Origin of the sequence: Streptosporangium sp. NPDC051022, from assembly GCF_040683035.1 — a bacterium.
In the GTDB taxonomy this organism is placed as follows: domain Bacteria; phylum Actinomycetota; class Actinomycetes; order Streptosporangiales; family Streptosporangiaceae; genus Streptosporangium.
In genome coordinates this window covers 21,207-38,141 of sequence record NZ_JBFBCF010000057.1, presented here as the reverse complement: position 1 = coordinate 38,141, position 16,935 = coordinate 21,207, and the positions used below count along the sequence as shown (strand labels likewise).

The following is a 16,935-nucleotide window of genomic DNA, read 5'->3' as shown; positions in this document are numbered from 1 at the left end:
CCCGTGGCCGTCGAGGGAGCGACTGCCACGGGACGGCTCCGTCGCCGGCCCACTCGAGGTGAGGGCCCGGCGGCGGAGCCAAGGACGCTACCAGCAGTCGGGCACGTCTCCCGCGCAGTTCGTGGGCGTGTTCCGGATCACCTTGCTCCTCTTGAGCGTGACCTTGGCGCCGATCCAGTTGTTGATGCCGCCGCCGATCCCGGCGGCGTGGTTCTCCGAGACCGTCGTGTATTCGAGGGTCAGCTGAGTCTGATCGGCCGCCGGGTCCTGCTCGTTGTTGATGCCGCCGCCGTCACGGCCCGCCTGGTTCTCCTCGATCTCGCTGTCCTTGAGGGTCGCGGTGCCCTCGTTGTTGATGCCGCCGCCGTCACGGCCCGCCCTGTTGGACTCGAAGGCCGTGTCGTAGACGTTCAGCGTCCCGTTTTCGCCGTTGTTGACGCCGCCACCCTCGATGCCGGCCCAGTTGTTTTTGATCTCGCTGTCTTTGATGGTCGCGTTGCCGAGGTTGTTGACGGCGCCACCGTCGCCGTCGCGGGCCTCGTTGTACTCGATCTCGCTCTTTTCGACGACGAGCGTGCCCTGGTTCTGGATGCCACCGCCGTCCTCGTCCGCCGTGTTGCCCTTGACCTTGGTCTTCTTGAGCGTGAGGGTGCCGGTCGCGTCGTTGCTGAGACCGCCGCCGTCCCTGGCCACGTTGGTCAGGATGTGGCTTTCGACGAGGGTGACGGTGCCGCCGTCGTTGGAGATGCCTCCGCCGTCCACGTCGGCCCGGTTGCCGGCGACGGCGCCGTACTCCAGCCACAGCTTGCCCTTGTTGGCGATACCGCCGCCGTCTCCCGGCGTGTCGCCGCCGGTCACGGTGACGCCCTTCAGCGTGAGCTCGCCGCCCTCGTTGACCGCGAGGATGCGGAACCGGTTCGCTCCGTGGTACGACGAGCGGATCAGGGTCGAGTAGTCGCCGATGATGGTGACCTTCCCGGTGATGGCCGGCAGGGCGTTACCCGAGTTCTCGAAGTCGTCCTCGAAGCGGTAGGCGCACTCCTCGGCCAGCCTGATCGTGCCGCGCGCGGGATTCGTGTTCGCCTGAGTGACGGCGGTGATGAGCCCGGCGACGTCACCGCACTTCACGCTCACGTTCACCGGTGCCGGAGCGGCCAGGGCGGGCGTGACGCCGCACAGGCCGAGGCTCGACACCACAGCGGATCCAGCGAGCACGAGACGCATTTCCATACGTTTCCTTTCCCGTTCGGTTCCAGGGGGCCCGACAGGCTTATCACGCATTCCGGGAACGTTTCTCGGTTCCTCCGTGCGGTATTTGTGAGTCCATACCAATTACTGTCGGCATTTGGTTTGTTCGGCCGGGGTAGGTGAACACACGCTTACACTCTTCGCACATGGGATCTCATATATGTATTTGGGCATGTAAGGGGTTGTCGGGCCTCGAATCCCGGCGCCCCGCCAGGTGCCGCCCAATGCCGTCGGGCGGTACGTCTGACTGCTCATGGGTGGGCTCGTCAACGGTGCGGCGGTGCCTGTCAGGTAAGGCAAAAGCCGTTAACCCGGGCGTAGGTGACGCCGGAGCGTGGACGGCCGTGCCGGACGCTCTTTCCTCCGGAAAACGAGTCCGCCATTTCCGGCATGTCAAACGGAATGGCGTTTGGTCGCCACCCGGATGCTTTGCGGAGAAGTGCGGGTAACGGTACAAAAGTCACCGGGTGCTCGTTCCGGCAGCTCCCGGAAGGCGGGCCGGGGCGCTCTCCGCTGATCGGGTTCTCTGCCGGGGTGACCCTTGCCGTAACCGTGGCGAACGAGCTCGTGGTCGACATTCCCGGCGACGTTTTCCCGGGTGTCCGGCGGTGCGGAGGAGAAAGTCACGACACTGCGGCCGGTTCCGGTTCCGGTTCCGGTCCCGCTCGCGTTCCCGGTCCTGCTCCCGGTTCCGCTCCCGGTCCTGGGGGGCGGTCCCGGTCCCGGTCCCGGAGTCGGGCCTGCGGTGGGGCGGGACGTCGATCGCGGGCCGCTCCGCCCGCGCTCCCCGGGCAAAGACTTCCGGTCATCCCTGGTCAAGTCGATGTCGGCTGTGTAATGTGACCCGCACATCACTGACATTTCAGAGGAATCTCAGTGGCGTAGGGGGCTCAGCGCGGACCGTTTCGGGGCCGCGGCAGCCAACCAGAAGAAGGTGAACGTGAAGAAGTCACTCAAGATCAGCAGTGCCGTCGCCCTGGCCGCGGGACTCGTCGCGCTCAGCGGTTGCGGTGGGCAGGAGACCTCCGAGGCCGCGCAGAGCGGGCCGTCCTTCGGGGAGTGCGAGATCACCAAGAGCCCGACCGTCCACAAGCTGGACACCAAGGCCGAGGGCGTGCTGACCGTCGCCGCCTCGCTGCCGTACCCGGCGGGCTACCGGGGCAACACCCTGGAGAGCGTGGACGGCGGTTACATGTACTGCCTCGACGCCGAGATCGCCAACAGGGCGGGGCTGACGAAGATCAAGCTGGTCAACGCGCCGTTCGAGGCCCTCGTCACCGCCAAGGCGTCCAACTTCGACTTCGCGGTCTGGGACATCTACGACACCCCCGAGCGCCGCAAGGCCGTTGACTTCTCCACCCCGTACAACACCTACGCGACCGGTGTGCTGGTCAAGACCGGATCGGCCCTCACCGCGGCGTCGATCAAGGACTCCACGGTCGGCGTGCTCGCCGGCTCGGTGCAGCTGAAGTACGTCCAGGAGACCCTGAAGCCCAAGCAGGTCCGGGTGTTCAGCTCCAACGACGACCTGTTCAACGCCGTCCTCGCGGGCCAGATCGACGCCGCCCTCAACGACACGGCCACCGTGATGCCCCGGGCCGCCAGCTCCGACGGCAAGCTCTCGGTGATCGGCTCCTACCCGGTCGGCGGCGACGTCGCCGCGCTCTTCCCCAAGGGATCGCCGAACGTCCAGGTCGTCGACCAGATCCTCGCCGACATGAAGCAGGACGGCACCCTGGAGAAGATCATGTCCAAGTGGCTCAACCCGATCCTCGGCGGTGACCCCGGCAAGCTTCCCGACTGGGCGGCCTGAGCATGAACGTCCAGGCATCCGGAAGGAGCGCGACGGCGGGGATCGCACCCGGCGCCGAGGGCTCCGAACCGGCCCGTCCCCTGAGCACGCGCGGCTACCTCGGCGCCGCCGCGGTCCTGGCGCTGCTCACCGTCGTGCTGTGCCACCAGTTCGCCGGCGCCGTCTTGCAGGGCGGGCAGCCGCTGCGCCTCGTCCTCGGGGTCGCGCTGCCCGTGGTGGTCGTGGGCGGCCCGCTGCTGGTCGCCTACCGGCGCGGCAGCCTCTCCGAGGAGGAGTGGCGGGCGGGCCGGTACGTCTCCGCCCGGGTGGCCGCCGCGCGGTCACGGAACGCCTCGATCGCCTCGCTGGGACTGACCGGCTTCATCGCGATCGTCTCGCTGGTCGGCCTGCTCATCTTCACCAACGACGGCGCCGTGCAGAAGACGTTCTTCAACGTCGGGTTCATGACGAAGAGCGCCGCCGACATCGGCCGGGCGCTGCTGATCAACGTGGAGATCGCCCTCGGCGCGCAGATCCTCGCGATGATCTTCGGGCTCCTGCTCGCCCTCGGCAGGCTGCTCCCGGGACGGGGCTTCTGGCCGGTCCGGGCGCTGTCCATCGCCTACATCGACGTCTTCCGCGGCATCCCGTCCGTGGTGCTGATCTACCTCGTGTGCTTCGGGCTTCCGCTCACCGAGGTGCCGATCCTCAGCGAGGGCGACCCGATCCTCTACGCGATCGTGGCGCTGGCGCTGACCTACAGCGCCTACAACGCCGAGCTCTACCGCGCGGGCATCGAGTCGATCAACAAGGGCCAGACCTCCGCGGCGCTCTCCATGGGCCTGTCCCAGCCCGACGTGATGCGGTTTGTGATCCTGCCGCAGATGTCGCGCAACATCGCGGCGCCGATGCTGAGCACGTTCATCGGACTGCAGAAGGACACCGCGCTCGTGATCGTCGTCGGCATCATCGACGCGTTCAGCCAGGCGAAGATCTACTCGGCCAACGACTTCAACCTCTCCGCGGTGACCGCGGTCTGCTTCCTGTTCGTCCTGGCCACGATCCCGCAGACCCGTTTCGTCGACTACCTGCTCGCCCGCTCGGGCACGAGGAAGAGGGGGGCCTGAGCCGATGTCGACCGCGTACGTCCAGCTCGACCAGGTCACGAAGAAGTACGGCGACACCACGGTCCTCGACCGGGTCGACCTCGCCGTCGACCGGCACGAGGTCGTGACCCTCATCGGCGCCTCGGGGTCGGGCAAGTCCACCCTCCTGCGCTGCGTCAACGGGCTGGAGACGATCCAGGGCGGGCAGATCTCGCTCAACGGCGACGTCGTCTCCGGAGAGGGGGTCGACCTCGTCGCTCTCCGCCGCCGGGTCGGGATCGTCTTCCAGAGCTTCAACCTGTTCCCGCACATGACGGTGCTGCGGAACTGCACGCTCACGCCGGTGCGCGCGAAGGTGGCGACCCGGGAGCAGGCCGAGGCCGACGCCCGCGTCATGCTCGAACGGGTCGGGCTGAAGGACAAGGTCGGCGCCTACCCCGACCAGCTGTCGGGCGGCCAGCAGCAGCGGGTGGCCATCGCCCGCGCCATGCTGATGCGCCCGCAGGTGCTGCTGCTGGACGAGATCACCTCCGCCCTCGACCCCGAGCTGGTGATCGAGGTGCTCAACCTGGTCCGCGAGCTGGCGAACGACGGCGTCACGATGATGATGACGACCCACGAGATGCCCTTCGCCCGCGAGATCTCCTCCAAGATCTGTTTCCTGCACAAGGGCACGATCCTCGAACAGGGACGCCCCGAGGAGATCTTCGACGCGCCCCGCGCACCGGAGCTGAAGACGTTCCTCCGGAAGATCCACGAGGCGGGCCGGGACTGACCGTCCCGGCGGGCCGCCGTACCGAACCACGACCACGGGAAACCAACCATGAAGCAGAACTACGACGTCAAGAGCTTCTTCTCCTACCTCGGCTATCCGAGCGGGGACCGGCCGTACTGGTGCGAGAACCTGCGGAGCCTGTCGGTGTACTGCCGGGGCGACGTCGCCAACCTGGAGGCGCTGCTCGAACCGACCCCGTTCGAGCTGGCCGACGACCGGTTCGTCGTGCAGATCGCCGACTTCGGCAACGCGACCCCCGGCGCCTTCTACGACTCCGGCGTGGTGATCCCGGTCCGGTACCGGGACCACGTGGGGGTCAACTACTACTTCGAGTACGAGGACCAGCCGTGGAGCGTCGCCTTCGGCCGCGAGGTCTGGGGCTACCCCAAGCACTACGGGGAGATCGAGCTCGTCGAGGGGGAGAACGGCGTCGAGGGCACGGTGACCAGAGCCGGTAAGCTGATCTTCGGAATCTCCGTGGTTCCCGAGGACGGTTACTCGAACGAGGCCTGGGCGGACATGACGATGTACCCCCACCTGCAGGTCCACGCCCTTCCCCAGGCCAACGGGCCCGGTTTCGAGACCTTCGAGATCGTCTCCCGCGACACCTCCAAGGACTTCACGCTGAAGAGCAAGTGCTTCGGGCCCGCCCAGGTCGAGCTGGGCCCGGCGCTGTCGGTCAACGGGGTCGACCTCAAGCTGGTGGAGGTCCTGGGCGGCGAGTACTCCGTCGGCGACTACGCCTGCACCGTCGAGAACGGCATCTCCACCGTCATCGACGACCTGCTGGCGGGCGGCGGCCGCGTCTCCGATGATGTTCCCGGCGAGGTCCGCTCGCTCTGACCCCTTCCCCCTGCTGAGAGTTGTGCGTGTGGTGGCGTCCGCGGCCCTGACCGGCCGGGCCACGTGCAGAGAGGTCGTGCAAAGTGTGTTCTGCCTACGTCGCCGACGGCGCGAGAACGGGCGGCGGCGAACCATCGGCTCCGCACCTGCTGAGTGAGTCCGCCTGCGCGGCGCTGCGGTCACGTCTGGTGCGGGTCGAGATCATGCCCGGTGAACGGCTCAGCGAGCCGGAGCTCCGGGCGAGTCTCGGCGTCGGCACGTCCCCGGTGCGCGAGGCGATCCGGCGGCTCGAGTTCGAGAAGCTGATCTCGATCTACCCGCGCAGCGGTACGTTCGCCACCGACATCGCCCTGAAGGACTCGCGCTCCGTCATGGAGCTGAGGCTGGAGGTCGAGGGGCTCGCCGCCGCCCTGGCGTGCGCCAGGGGCTCCAAGGCGGAGAAGGAGCAGCTGGCCGAGATCGCGCAGCGGCAGTTCGAGACCGACGACCTGCAGCTGTGCATCGACCTCGACGCGGCCTTCCACCGCGGCATGTACCGGATGACCCGCAACGACTACCTCACGAGCACGGCCGAGATCCACTTCAACCTCGCCCTGCGGCAGTGGTACTTCTGCTCGAAGGTGGTGCGGACCCCCGACTGGACCGGTGTCGACCACCGTCCGCTGGCCGAGGCGATCGCCGGGGACGACGCGGAGTCGGCGGCCAGGCACATCCGCGAGCACGTGCTGCACGACTCACAGCAGATCGTCGACATCCTCACCAACTACGGACTGTAGGCGCCCGAGCGGGTCACAGGCGATCGCGCCTCTCCGCCCCGGCGTCCCGAAGGAGAATCCGCGAAATGCCGGCCACCCCATCCACCCTGAACGACCTCTTCTCGCTGAGGGGACTGACGGCCCTGGTCACCGGTGCCGCCGGTGGCCTCGGCCGCGCGCAGTGCCTGGCGCTGGGCGCGGCCGGCGCGAAGGTCGTCGTCTCCGACCTCAGCGCCGAGGCCGCCGGGAGCGCCTGCGACGACCTCCGGAAGGAGGGCGTCGAGTGCCTGCCCCTGGTGCTCGACGCCTGCTCGCTGGAGAGCGTCGACAGCGCCTTCGAGGCGCTCGACGCCGCCGGCGAGGCCGTGGACATCGTGATCAACAACGCCGGCGTCTCCCTGCGCAACAGTGCGCTGGAGGCCACGCCGGAGGAGTTCGACACCACCCTCTCGGTCAACCTGCGCGGCACGTACTTCGTCGCCCAGCGCGCGGCCCGGAGGATGCGCGGGCGCGGTGACGGCCGGATCGTCAACGTCTCCTCCATCGGTGGTCTCGTCGTGGACGGCGAGCGGTCCTCGGTGTACGACGCGTCGAAGGCCGCCGTCGTCCAGGTGACCAAGAACATGGCCTACGAGTGGGGCAGGTACGGCATCCGCGTCAACTCCATCGCGCCCGGCTACATGCGCACCGCGATGACCTCGGACCTGCTGCCCACCAGGGAGGTCGAGGAGCGGCTCGTCGGCACGCACATCCCGCTCGGCCGTGTCGGGGAGCCGGGGGACCTGTGCGGGGCCGTGGTCTTCCTGGCCTCGGACGCCTCGGCCTACGTCACCGGCCACACGCTGACCGTCGACGGCGGCTGGGTGGTCGCGATGTAGGCCGCCCGGCGGGCGGTACGGCGACACCCGTCCGGCGGGCGGTACGGAGACACCCGCCCGGCGGGCGGTACGGAGATCCAGGTTCGGTGCGGTGCGGAAACCCCGGTTCGGTGCGATACGGAGGTCCCGGTCCGGTGCGGTACGGAGGCCCCGGTGTGCGGTGCGGTGCGGGGGCGCGTCCGGCTCGGTGGGGGGAAGGGGGAAAGGGGCGGGAACCTCCCGGAGGCGGCGGGCTCACCTCCGGGGGGAAACGGTCTCGGACGGCTACGATGATCATCGCTGACCGTGGTCAGTCGAATGCGTGTAGTCACCAGACTGGAAAGGGGTGTCCTAGGTGTCACCTGAATCGATCGAGCCCGCCGTGGGCGACATGGGCTCCAGCCGGGGTACGACGCTGGGCAGGTTCCTGGCGGGTGCCGTCTTCGTCGTTCCGGCCGTCCTGTCCTGCGGAGGACTCGCCATGGCCTCGACCGCCGGGCCGGGGGGCCTCGCGGTTCCCGGCACCGGTTCCGCTCCGGCGCTCGTGGCGAGCGCGGCCGCCGTTACGACGGACCCCGCTCCCATCTCCACGCCCCCACCCTCTCCCGCCTCGGGAGCCGAACTGCCGAAGGCGGAACAGCAGGGGGCCAACAAGCCGGGAACCGATCAGCCCGGAGCCGACCAGCCCGGAGCCGACCAGCCCAAGGCCAACCAGCAGGGCAAGCAGTCCGGGGCCAAGCAGCCCGGCGGCAAGCAGACCAGGCCGAGGCAGCGGGACCACTGGAGGGACAGCGACGAGGCCACGACGAACGGCGGCAGGAGAGGCGACAAGGTAGGCGGCAGGGGCGGCGGCAAGCTCGGGGGAGGCAACGGCCCCGAGGGCGGCGACACCGAGGACGGCCCCGAGGCCAGGGACGACGGCAACGCGCCGGGAGGCAGCAACGCCGGCGTCGGTCCCGGCGCCGGGAACAAGGGCGGCAGGAGGCCCGGTGCCATGAGGGACTGGCGCAGGGAGTGATCCCCGGAGGTTCCCGCTAGACGCCGACCGGAGACGTTCGCGGGCCGGACGCCGTTCACCGGCGCCGGTCCGCTCCGTCCCACCCCTCGCCGCACCGGCGCCCACATGGTCACGATCGTGGTGGGGGTGGGCGGCCCGGGGGCGGCGGCGCAGGCGGGCCGGCGCGGGGCGGGTAGGGGATACGGTCGTATCCCTGGGTGGGTGGCGATATCCCTAGGTGGGTGGTCGTATTCCCGGGTGGGAGGCGGTACCTCCAGGTGGGCGGTCGTGTCTCCTGGCGGGAGGCGGCGCCCCTGGGCGGGTGGTCGTGTCTCCTGATGGGAGGCGGCGCCTCTGGGTGGGGGGTTGTGTCTCCTGGTGGGAGGCGGCGCCCCTGGGCGGTGGTCGTGTCTCCTGGTGGGAGGCGGCGCCGGGGGTGTGTGGCGCCGCCTCCGTAGGTGGGGTCTCCTCGCAGGCCGGGGCTGGCCGGTGGGGAAGGGGAACGGGTCTTCCCCCGTCAGGACTGGTTTCCCGTCAGGGCCGGTTCCCGGTCGGGCCGGTTTCCCGTCGGGGCTGGTTCTCCTGTTGGGGGCGGTTCTTCTGGGGGAGGGGTCAGGCCAGGGACTTCCTGAGGAAGTCGACCTGGAGTAGCAGCAGGTTCTCGGCCACGACCTCCTGCGGGGTCATGTGGGTGACGCCGGACAGCGGCAGGACGTTGTGCGGGCGGCCCGCCGCCAGCAGGGCGGACGACAGGCGCAGGGTGTGGGCGGCGACCACGTTGTCGTCGGCCAGGCCGTGGATCAGCAGCAGGGGGCGGTCCAGCTTCTCCGCGTCGGCGAACAGGGACGAGGAGTCGTAGTGGCCCTCGTCCGGGTGGCCGAGGTAGCGCTCGGTGTAGCAGGTGTCGTAGAGGCGCCAGTCGGTCACCGGAGCCCCGGCGACGGCCGCGTGGAAGACGTCGGGGCGGCGCAGGACGGCCAGGGCGGCCAGGTAGCCGCCGAAGGACCAGCCCCGGATGCCGACCCGGGACAGGTCCAGATCGTCGGGGAACCGCTCGGCCGCGCCGTGCAGGGCGTTCACCTGGTCCTCCAGGACGGGCGTCGCCAGGTCGTGCAGGACGGCCCGCTCGAACTCGGGGCCACGGCCCGGAGTGCCCCGGCCGTCGGTGATGACGACCGCGAAGCCCTGGTCGGCGAACCACTGGCTGGTCAGGTAGGCGCCGGAGGAGGCCAGGACGCGCTGGGCGTGCGGGCCGCCGTAGGGGTCCATGAGGACCGGCAGCCGCGCCGAGCCGGGTACGTGCCCGGACGGCAGGAGTACGGCGGTCGCCAGGTCGCGCTCGCCCGCGCGGATCAGGGAGACCCGCAGGTCCAGACCCGGGCGCTCGGCGTGGGAGGCGATGTTGCCGACGGGCCTGCCGTGGTGGGAGACGCGGACGGTCGTTCCCTCACCGTCGAGGGTCTGGCCGGTGACCACGAGGGTGCCGCCCGCGGTGTGGCCGTTGTAGACGCCGCTCTCGGACGGGCTGACCAGGGTGATCCGGCCGTCCTTGTAGGCCCACAGGGCGACCTCGGTCGGCTCGCCGCTGGCGCGGAACAGCACCGCGTCGCCGTCGACGTCGAGGATCTCGCGGACCTGGAGGGAGGATGGCGTGACGGGCCGGTCGCCGATGACCAGGCGGTGGCCGCCGTCGATGTTCGCGGCCCAGACCAGGGTGCCGTCCGACAGGTGGCCGGGGACGCCGGTGACGACGTCGATCCAGGCGGGGTCGGTCTCCTCGCGGACGAGGGCCGAGCCTCCCGTGGCCGGGTCGACCTCGAACAGGCGCATGTTCTTCTGGTCGCGTGACAGGGTGACGATCGACAGGCCGTGGGCGTCCCAGGAGGCGGTGACGAGATACTCGTCGTCGAAGGGGACCGGGACGCGGGCGCCGTCCAGGGTCAGCACGAACAGTTCGACCTGGGCGTTGGCCGTACCGGCGGCGGGGTAGCGCTGCTCGGTGACGGGCCGGGCGGGGTTGGCAGGGTCGGCGATGTGCCACCTGTCGACCGGCGACTCGTCGACCCGCGCGACGAGCAGGGCGTCTCCCGAGGGCGACCACCAGTAGCCCCGCATGCGGCTCAGTTCCTCGGCGGCGATGAACTCGGCCAGGCCGTACGTCACCTCGGGCGACTCGGGGTGGGCCAGCGCGTGGTCGACCTCGTCCTCGAGGTCCTGGATGTGGAAGGCGCCGCCGGTCACGTAGCCCACGTGGACGCCGCTCGGGGAGACCCGGGGGTCGATCACCGGGCCGGGCGTCTTCAGGTGGCGCACGCTCCTGGTCTTCAGGTCCACGACGTAGAGGCCGCCGGAGAGCGCGAACGCCGCCGTGGTCACCGCGGCGTCGGTGCTGTAGCCGACGATGCCCCCGGCCTGCTCCCTGCTGCGCTCGCGGCGCGCCCGTTCCTCCGGCGGGAGGTTCTCCTCGTCGGCGGCGATGACGCGCGGATCGGCGATCAGCCGTTCCGTGCCGTTCGCGACGTCGAACTCCCACAGACAGGTGACCGGATCACAGCCGCCCTTCGTCCGCAGGAAGACGATCCGCGCCCCGTCGGGCGCGATGGTGAAGGCACGCGGCACTCCGAGGGTGAATCGGCGGGTCCTTGCGTGCAGACGAGGAAAACTCTCACTCATACCAGTCATCTTGCCAGTCCGAGGCCGTTAAGGGATCTCCCCGGGGCGGTCCAAATGATCGCGATCTTGGGAGAAACTTGGGCGAGTGACGCTTACCGCGCGAATACTTCGCTCCCCCGCGACACCTGCCCTGTTGGCTTTCGTGTTCGTGCTCTGGAGGATCGACGTTCCGTCGTTCTGGCGTGACGAATCGGTCAGCGTCCTGGCGGCGACCATGTCGCTCGACGAGTTGTGGGAACTGCTCGGCCACATCGACACCGTCCACGCGCTGTACTACCTCATGCTGCGTCCCTTCGCCGCCTTCGGCGGGGAGTTCGCGGTCCGGCTGCCCTCGGCGCTCGCGGTGGCCGGGGCGACGTTCGGGGTCGCGGCCATCGGGCGGAAGCTGGCGACCCCGCGGACGGGGCGGTGGGCCGGGCCGCTGGCGGGACTGGTCTACGCGACGCTGCCCATGGTCAGCCGCTACGGCCAGGAGGCGCGGAGCTACGCCCTGGTCAGCGCGGTCGCGGTGGCGGCCACCTGGGTGCTGCTGGGCGAGCGCCGCTCACGGTACGTCGGGTACGGCCTGCTGGTCACCCTCCTCGGCCTGTTCCACCTCTACGCGCTGCTCCTGCTGCCCGCGCACGCCGTCACCGTCGTCCGCAGACGCGGGGAGATCCTTCCGTGGCTGGCCTCGGTCGCCGGCGCCGGGGTGCTGCTGACGCCCCTGGTGCTCGTCGCCTCCGGGCAGCGGGACGAGCAGCTGTTCTGGCTGAAGGTGCCCGGCCTCCCGCAGCTGGGGGAGTTCGGCGTCGAGATCTCCGGCGGCCCGGTGTCCTGGGAGGCCTCGGCCCTGCCGCCGATCTTCCTCGCCCTCCTGCTGCTGCTCGCCCTGCTCGGGGTCTGGTACGGCTCGCGGATTCGCCTGGGGGCCGGAACGGGGGCCGGGACCGCGCGAACGGCGCCGGGAACGGTCCCGGAGGAAGCGGAGGAACCGGAGCGGTCCGGGGGAACGAAGGGGACGGGGACAGGGAGGGGGGCGAGGGCGGTGCCGCCGTCGCTGACGGCGGTGGCGCTGCCCTGGGCGATCCTTCCCGTGCTGCTGTCCTTCGCGATCTCGCAGGTGTATCCGGTCTACAACCCGCGCTACGTCCTGTTCGTCCTTCCGGCCCTGGCGCTGCTGGCCGGGGCGGGCCTGGCCGTGGCGCGCCTCATCCCGCTGAGCCTGGCGGTCCTCGCGGCCCTGGTCGCCCTGTCGATGAGCGCCCAGCTCACCATCCGCGAACCCGCCAACCGTCCCGACGACCTCCGCGGCATGGCGGCGGAGCTGGGCGTCCGGGAGCGCCCCGGCGACGCCGTGCTCTACATGCCCGAGCGTTTCCGGCTGTTCGTCGCCGTGTACGGCGAGCCGTATCGCGACCTGCGTCCCTTCGAGCAGGCGACCGACCGGGTGTGGCTGGTCTCCCGGCGAGTCCTCGACACCGACTGGCAGGACGACCCCCGGCTGCGGGAGCTCAAGCGGTCCTTCCGCAAGGCCGGGCCGACCCGGATATCCGGTGCGGTCCGCATCACCCTTTACCTCAGACGGATACCCTCGAAGGCATGAACGACCGCCGTCTGCTGCTCGTGCACGCCCACCCCGACGACGAGACGATCGGCAGCGGGGCCACCATGGCCAGGTACGCCGCCGAGGGAGCCCGGGTCACCCTGGTGACCTGCACGCTCGGCGAGGAGGGCGAGGTCATCCCGCCGGAGCTGGCCCACCTGACCGCCGACCGCGACGACACGCTGGGCGAGCACCGCATCGGCGAGCTCGCCTCCGCCTGCGCGGCCCTGGGCGTCACCGACCACCGCTTTCTCGGCGGTCCCGGGCGCTGGCGCGACTCCGGCATGATGGGCGGCGCCTCCAACCACCGGGACAACGCCTTCTGGCAGGCCGACCTCGACGAGGCGGCGGGAGAGCTGGTCAAGATCATCAGAGAGGTGCGGCCGCAGGTCCTCGTCACCTACGACGAGAACGGCTTCTACGGTCACCCCGACCACATCCAGGCCAACCGCGTCTCCTGGCGGGCCTTCGAGCTGGCCGCCGACCCGGCGTTCGGCGAGGGCGAGCCGTGGCGGATCGCCAAGTTCTACTTCACCGCGACGGCCAGGTCCACGATGCGCAGGACCGCCGAGGCAATGCGCGAGGCGGGCACGCGCTTCCTCGTCGAGGACACCGTGGACGACCTGCCGTTCGGGTGCGCCGACGAGGACGTCACCACCGAGATCGACGGTCGCGCCCACATCGGCCACAAGATCGACGCGATGCGGGCGCACGCCACCCAGATCAGCGTGGACCCGCCCTGGTACGCCCTGTCCAACGACATCGGCCAGGAGGTCGCCGGGATCGAGCACTTCATCCTGCGCGCCGGGACACAGGGCCCCGCGACGCAGGCGGCGCCGGTCGAGGTGGGGGGTCTCGGCGAGCCGTACAAGCTGGAAGACGACCTCTTCGCCGGGATCGACTAGCCTCCATGGTTGTGATGGAGCAGGTCCCAGCGGTGCAGGGTTCCTCGGAGAGGGCGGTCGCCGCAGCGGCGTACGCCGTGCTCGTCGTGCTGGGTCTCGTGATGGGCGTCGTCGGGGCGTTTCAGCACTCGTGGTACGTCTGGCCCGTCCCGGTCTCGGCCATGGGCTGCGTCCTGGTGCTGTTCGCCGTCTGCTACGGCGCGGGGCGGGCGATGAAGGGGAAGCTCGCGGCGCTGGCGCCCGCGGTGGGCTGGCTGGTGATCACGATGCTCTGGTTGACGGACAGACCGGAGGGAGACGTGGTCATCGCCAATGACCTGTCCGGTTACGTCTACCTCTACGGAGGTCTGGCCGCGCTCCTGACCGGCATCGTGCTCTCGCCGGCGGCGCACGGCGGCTCCTGGCTGCTCACCCGGCACTCCTACGGCTCCGGCCACTCCGAACCGCGCTGAGGGCGACCGGCCGGGAAGGGCCGGTCGCACCCGGTCGGGCCGTGTCAGGCTCGGTGTCGCGGTGGTGTCTCGGCGAGGGTCATCAGCTGGGCGGCCCGTGAGGACCATGAGGCGTCGAGCACCGACTCCCGCAGCTCCTCGGCCGGCCGCAGCCCGCCTTCGCGGAGCGTCGTGCGGACGGCCGCCACGAAGTCGTCCGGATCGGAGGCGATCCTCACCCGGTCGGCGTAGTTGCGTATCTCGTGGGAGTCACTGGTGACCACCGGCAGGCCGAGCGCGAGATACTCCTTGAGCTTGATGGGGTTGGAGTACCTGATCCAGGGGATGTCCGGCCGGGGCATGATCGCTACGTCGAAGCCCGACCCGTAGGCCGGGATCTCCTCGTAGGGCCGGTGACCGAGCCAGTGGACGTTGGGGTGCCTGGTGAGGCGTCCCATGGGGACGTTGGCGTTGCCGATCAGTACCAGCGAGACGCCGGGCAGTTCGACGGCGATCCGTTCGAGCAGGTCGAAGTCCACGAAGTAGTCGTCCAGCGCGCCGAAGAAACCCACCCGCGGCCCGGGGATCCGGCGCAGGTCCTCGGGCTGCCGGTCCACGGGCCGGGGCCGGAAGTGGTCGGTGTCCACGCCGTGGTCGAGGAAGTACGCCCGCGGCCCGGTGAGGTCGCGCTCGTCGTCCATCAGCGAGTTGCTCACGTAGATCACGTGGTCGGAGCGCCGCAGGAGGTCGCGCTCCATCGTCGCGATGACCTGACCGTCGGACTCGGGGAACTCCGAGTGCAGGTCGGAACGGTTGAACACCAGCGCCCGCCTGCGCATCGGCCTGACCGCGTCCCACGCGGTGGGGAGCGTCACCATGATCACAGGACGGCGCAGGCCGAGCGCCCGGGACACGGCCAGCACCTGCGCCCTGACCAGCGCCGCGTTCAGCCGCCGGGCCAGGGGCGAGCCGTACAGCGGCAGCGGCAACGGGGACATCACGTAGAAGTTCGGCAGCTCCCGCAGTGGCCGCCGCACCAGCATCGCGACGCTGCGCAGCTTGCGCCCGATGCGCCGCAGTACCTGGGTCGAGTTGCCGGGCGTCGGCATGCGCAGCCCGATGCTGTTGACCACCAGGACCCTGCGGTGGACGGCGACCGACCGCATGAGCTGGAAGTCCGAGTGCGCCTGGTTGTGGTACCACCAGTCCTGGGCCGAGAAGCACACGTAGTCCGCCGGGGGGACGGGCCCGTCCGGTGACGCCGCCCGGACGGGCGCCGTCACCGTCCCGGTGGGCCGGGGCCGAGCTGGAACGGTCATGTCGAATGCGTCTCCGTTCGAGGAACGTGCTGGGGGGAGGGGATGCCCTCGGAGGTACCGCCCGGCCTTCAGGCGGCTGCGCAGGGCGCCGGCGAGCATCACGACGGCGAACAGGAGGTCGTCTCGCAGGTAGCGGCGGGCCAGGCGGCGCGGTTCCTGGGCCAGCCGGTACAGCCATTCCGCGCCGATCCGCTGCATCGGCTCCGGCGCGCGGCTGAACTGGCCGGCGGCCATCGGGATCCCGGCCCCGCAGCCGATGTACCAGGCGTCCGGCAGCTCGGCGCGCAGCGCGCGGATGGTGCGCTCCTGTTTGGGAAAGCCCAGTCCGACGAGGACGAGGTCCGGCGCGGCGGCGGTCACCAGGCCGACCAGCCGTCGCATGCCTTCGGCCGTGGCGTCGAACCCGTAGGGCGGCGAGCACGCGCCGGCGACCCGCAGCCCCGGATGGCGGTCGGCCAGAGCCCGCGCGGCGGCCTCCGGCACTCCCGGGGCCCCGCCGAGCAGGAAGACGGACCGGTTCTCGCGGGCCGCGCGCGCGGTGAGGGAGTAGACGAGCGAGGAGCCGGTCACCCTGCCGGGCAGCGGCGTCCCGGCGAGTCTTCCCGCCCACACCACCGGCATGCCGTCGGCGACGACGAGCTCGGAGCGCGTGATCAGGTCCGCCAGGGCGGGGTCGAAGGTGGCGGCGCGGATGATGTCCACGTTGGCGGTGACGATCGAGCCGCCGCGCCGCAGGCGCCACGCGCTCGACACGTGATCGAGGACCTCGTCCTCGCTGATCGCCATGACCTCGACGGCGCCGACCCGCAGGCGGGAGGGACCGCTTCCGTCGGTGGGACGGCCGATGGGGTGGGGGGATCGGGCGGGAGCGGGGGGTTCGGCCGCGCGGCGCCGCCTCGTGAAGTCGAAGGGCCTCACCCGGTGCGCACCGGACGTGAGCGGGGGCCGGTGGATAACAGCGGTCCCCGGGTGCCCTCGCGGGCTTTGAACGGGGTTTCGAAGCGGTTTCCGGGGTGGTTTCCGGGGTGTTTTTCCGGGGGGATTTCCGGGTGGGGCTCCCGGCTGTTCTCCGGGGGGTCGGGAACGAGGTCTTCACGGTGGCCGAGAACGGCGGGGAGCGGGGAGATCGGCGCGTGACGGGCGGGGGTGCCCGCTACGCTTTCCGGCGGCGGAGGCCGGTGGTTCCCAACGCTGAGACCTTCACCCACTGGTTCATTCCTCCTGGGGCTCTCATACGGCTGTCAGGCACTGGCCGATCGGGCCGGTGTCCGCCACCGGAGAGGCCGGAGTCGCGGTCTCGCCGCCTCTCCGGCCGGAATCCCGGCGCGGTCCGCCTGATCGGCGGGAGAACGCCGCGTCCGCGGCCGATCCGGCCGGGCGCGGGGAGTGCTGAGCGGTGAGCGGTGGGGAGGGGGCGTGCCGGGAGGACCGCGAACGCGGCGGGCGTCGCCGTACCGGGGCCGTCGCCGCGTGCCGGGGGAGAACACCAGGGTCGCCATGTGCCCACCGCCCGACATAAACCGCCAGAACACTTCAATCGGCTGCAATATAAACGCTACGTGTGCATTTGGTGTGTGTCACGTAATTTGATCAGCACGGTGTTTCGGTCGGTTACCTAAATATGATTAGTTTTCTTGAAAATTCGTGGC

General features: G+C 70.3%; 13 protein-coding genes. 10 read left to right on the top strand and 3 right to left on the bottom strand.

The genetic code is table 11. From position 1 onward, the window contains the following. Positions 1 to 87: 87 nt before the first annotated feature. The gene (locus AB0N02_RS45860; RefSeq protein WP_363961210.1) at positions 88 to 1,230 is read right to left on the bottom strand and encodes a hypothetical protein; all 1,143 of its coding nucleotides are present in this window, start codon (positions 1,228 to 1,230) and stop codon (positions 88 to 90) included. Positions 1,231 to 2,188: 958 nt separating this feature from the next. On the opposite strand from AB0N02_RS45860, the gene AB0N02_RS45855 reads away from it, so the two are divergent. From AB0N02_RS45855 to AB0N02_RS45825, 7 genes are all read left to right on the top strand, one after another. Beyond that, positions 2,189 to 3,061: an ABC transporter substrate-binding protein gene (locus AB0N02_RS45855; RefSeq protein ID WP_363961208.1), complete on the top strand. Its 873-nt coding sequence runs from the start codon at positions 2,189 to 2,191 to the stop codon at positions 3,059 to 3,061. A 2-nt stretch (positions 3,062 to 3,063) separates the two neighbouring features. Further along, complete coding sequence (locus AB0N02_RS45850; protein ID WP_363961206.1) at positions 3,064 to 4,167, top strand: ABC transporter permease subunit; 1,104 nt, start codon at positions 3,064 to 3,066, stop codon at positions 4,165 to 4,167. Between the two features lie 4 nt (positions 4,168 to 4,171). Next, a complete protein-coding gene (locus AB0N02_RS45845; protein ID WP_363961204.1) occupies positions 4,172 to 4,921 on the top strand; it encodes an amino acid ABC transporter ATP-binding protein in 750 nt (249 codons plus the stop codon). A gap of 48 nt (positions 4,922 to 4,969) precedes the next feature. Next, positions 4,970 to 5,764, top strand: a complete 795-nt coding sequence (locus AB0N02_RS45840) for an acetoacetate decarboxylase family protein (protein WP_363961202.1) — start codon at positions 4,970 to 4,972, stop codon at positions 5,762 to 5,764. An 83-nt stretch (positions 5,765 to 5,847) separates the two neighbouring features. Next, positions 5,848 to 6,540, top strand: a complete 693-nt coding sequence (locus AB0N02_RS45835) for a GntR family transcriptional regulator (protein ID WP_363961200.1) — start codon at positions 5,848 to 5,850, stop codon at positions 6,538 to 6,540. Between the two features lie 65 nt (positions 6,541 to 6,605). Then, positions 6,606 to 7,397 carry a glucose 1-dehydrogenase gene (locus tag AB0N02_RS45830; protein WP_363961198.1) on the top strand — a complete coding sequence of 264 codons (792 nt, stop codon included), beginning with the start codon at positions 6,606 to 6,608 and terminating at the stop codon, positions 7,395 to 7,397. Positions 7,398 to 7,731: 334 nt separating this feature from the next. Continuing rightward, positions 7,732 to 8,394 carry a hypothetical protein gene (locus AB0N02_RS45825; RefSeq protein WP_363961196.1) on the top strand — a complete coding sequence of 221 codons (663 nt, stop codon included), beginning with the start codon at positions 7,732 to 7,734 and terminating at the stop codon, positions 8,392 to 8,394. Between the two features lie 591 nt (positions 8,395 to 8,985). Here the strand turns inward: AB0N02_RS45825 and AB0N02_RS45820 are convergent. Continuing rightward, positions 8,986 to 11,046 carry a prolyl oligopeptidase family serine peptidase gene (locus AB0N02_RS45820; protein ID WP_363961194.1) on the bottom strand — a complete coding sequence of 687 codons (2,061 nt, stop codon included), beginning with the start codon at positions 11,044 to 11,046 and terminating at the stop codon, positions 8,986 to 8,988. Positions 11,047 to 11,179: 133 nt separating this feature from the next. Here AB0N02_RS45820 and AB0N02_RS45815 point away from each other — a divergent pair, with 133 nt between their 5' ends. From AB0N02_RS45815 to AB0N02_RS45805, 3 genes are read left to right on the top strand one after another with little or no spacing between them, the layout of a single operon-like run. Beyond that, complete coding sequence (locus tag AB0N02_RS45815; protein WP_363961192.1) at positions 11,180 to 12,631, top strand: hypothetical protein; 1,452 nt, start codon at positions 11,180 to 11,182, stop codon at positions 12,629 to 12,631. Beyond that, positions 12,628 to 13,536 (top strand): N-acetyl-1-D-myo-inositol-2-amino-2-deoxy-alpha-D-glucopyranoside deacetylase, encoded by a 909-nt coding sequence (gene mshB / locus AB0N02_RS45810; RefSeq protein ID WP_363961190.1) that lies wholly within the window; start codon positions 12,628 to 12,630, stop codon positions 13,534 to 13,536. The genes AB0N02_RS45815 and mshB overlap by 4 nt, the downstream gene beginning before the upstream one ends. Positions 13,537 to 13,550: 14 nt before the next feature. Beyond that, the gene (locus tag AB0N02_RS45805) at positions 13,551 to 13,988 is read left to right on the top strand and encodes a DUF6113 family protein (RefSeq protein ID WP_363961188.1); all 438 of its coding nucleotides are present in this window, start codon (positions 13,551 to 13,553) and stop codon (positions 13,986 to 13,988) included. A gap of 44 nt (positions 13,989 to 14,032) precedes the next feature. Here the strand turns inward: AB0N02_RS45805 and AB0N02_RS45800 are convergent, their stop codons facing one another. Then, positions 14,033 to 16,204, bottom strand: coding sequence for a WecB/TagA/CpsF family glycosyltransferase (locus tag AB0N02_RS45800; RefSeq protein ID WP_363961186.1), 2,172 nt, complete (start codon positions 16,202 to 16,204; stop codon positions 14,033 to 14,035). Positions 16,205 to 16,935: the final 731 nt, after the last annotated feature.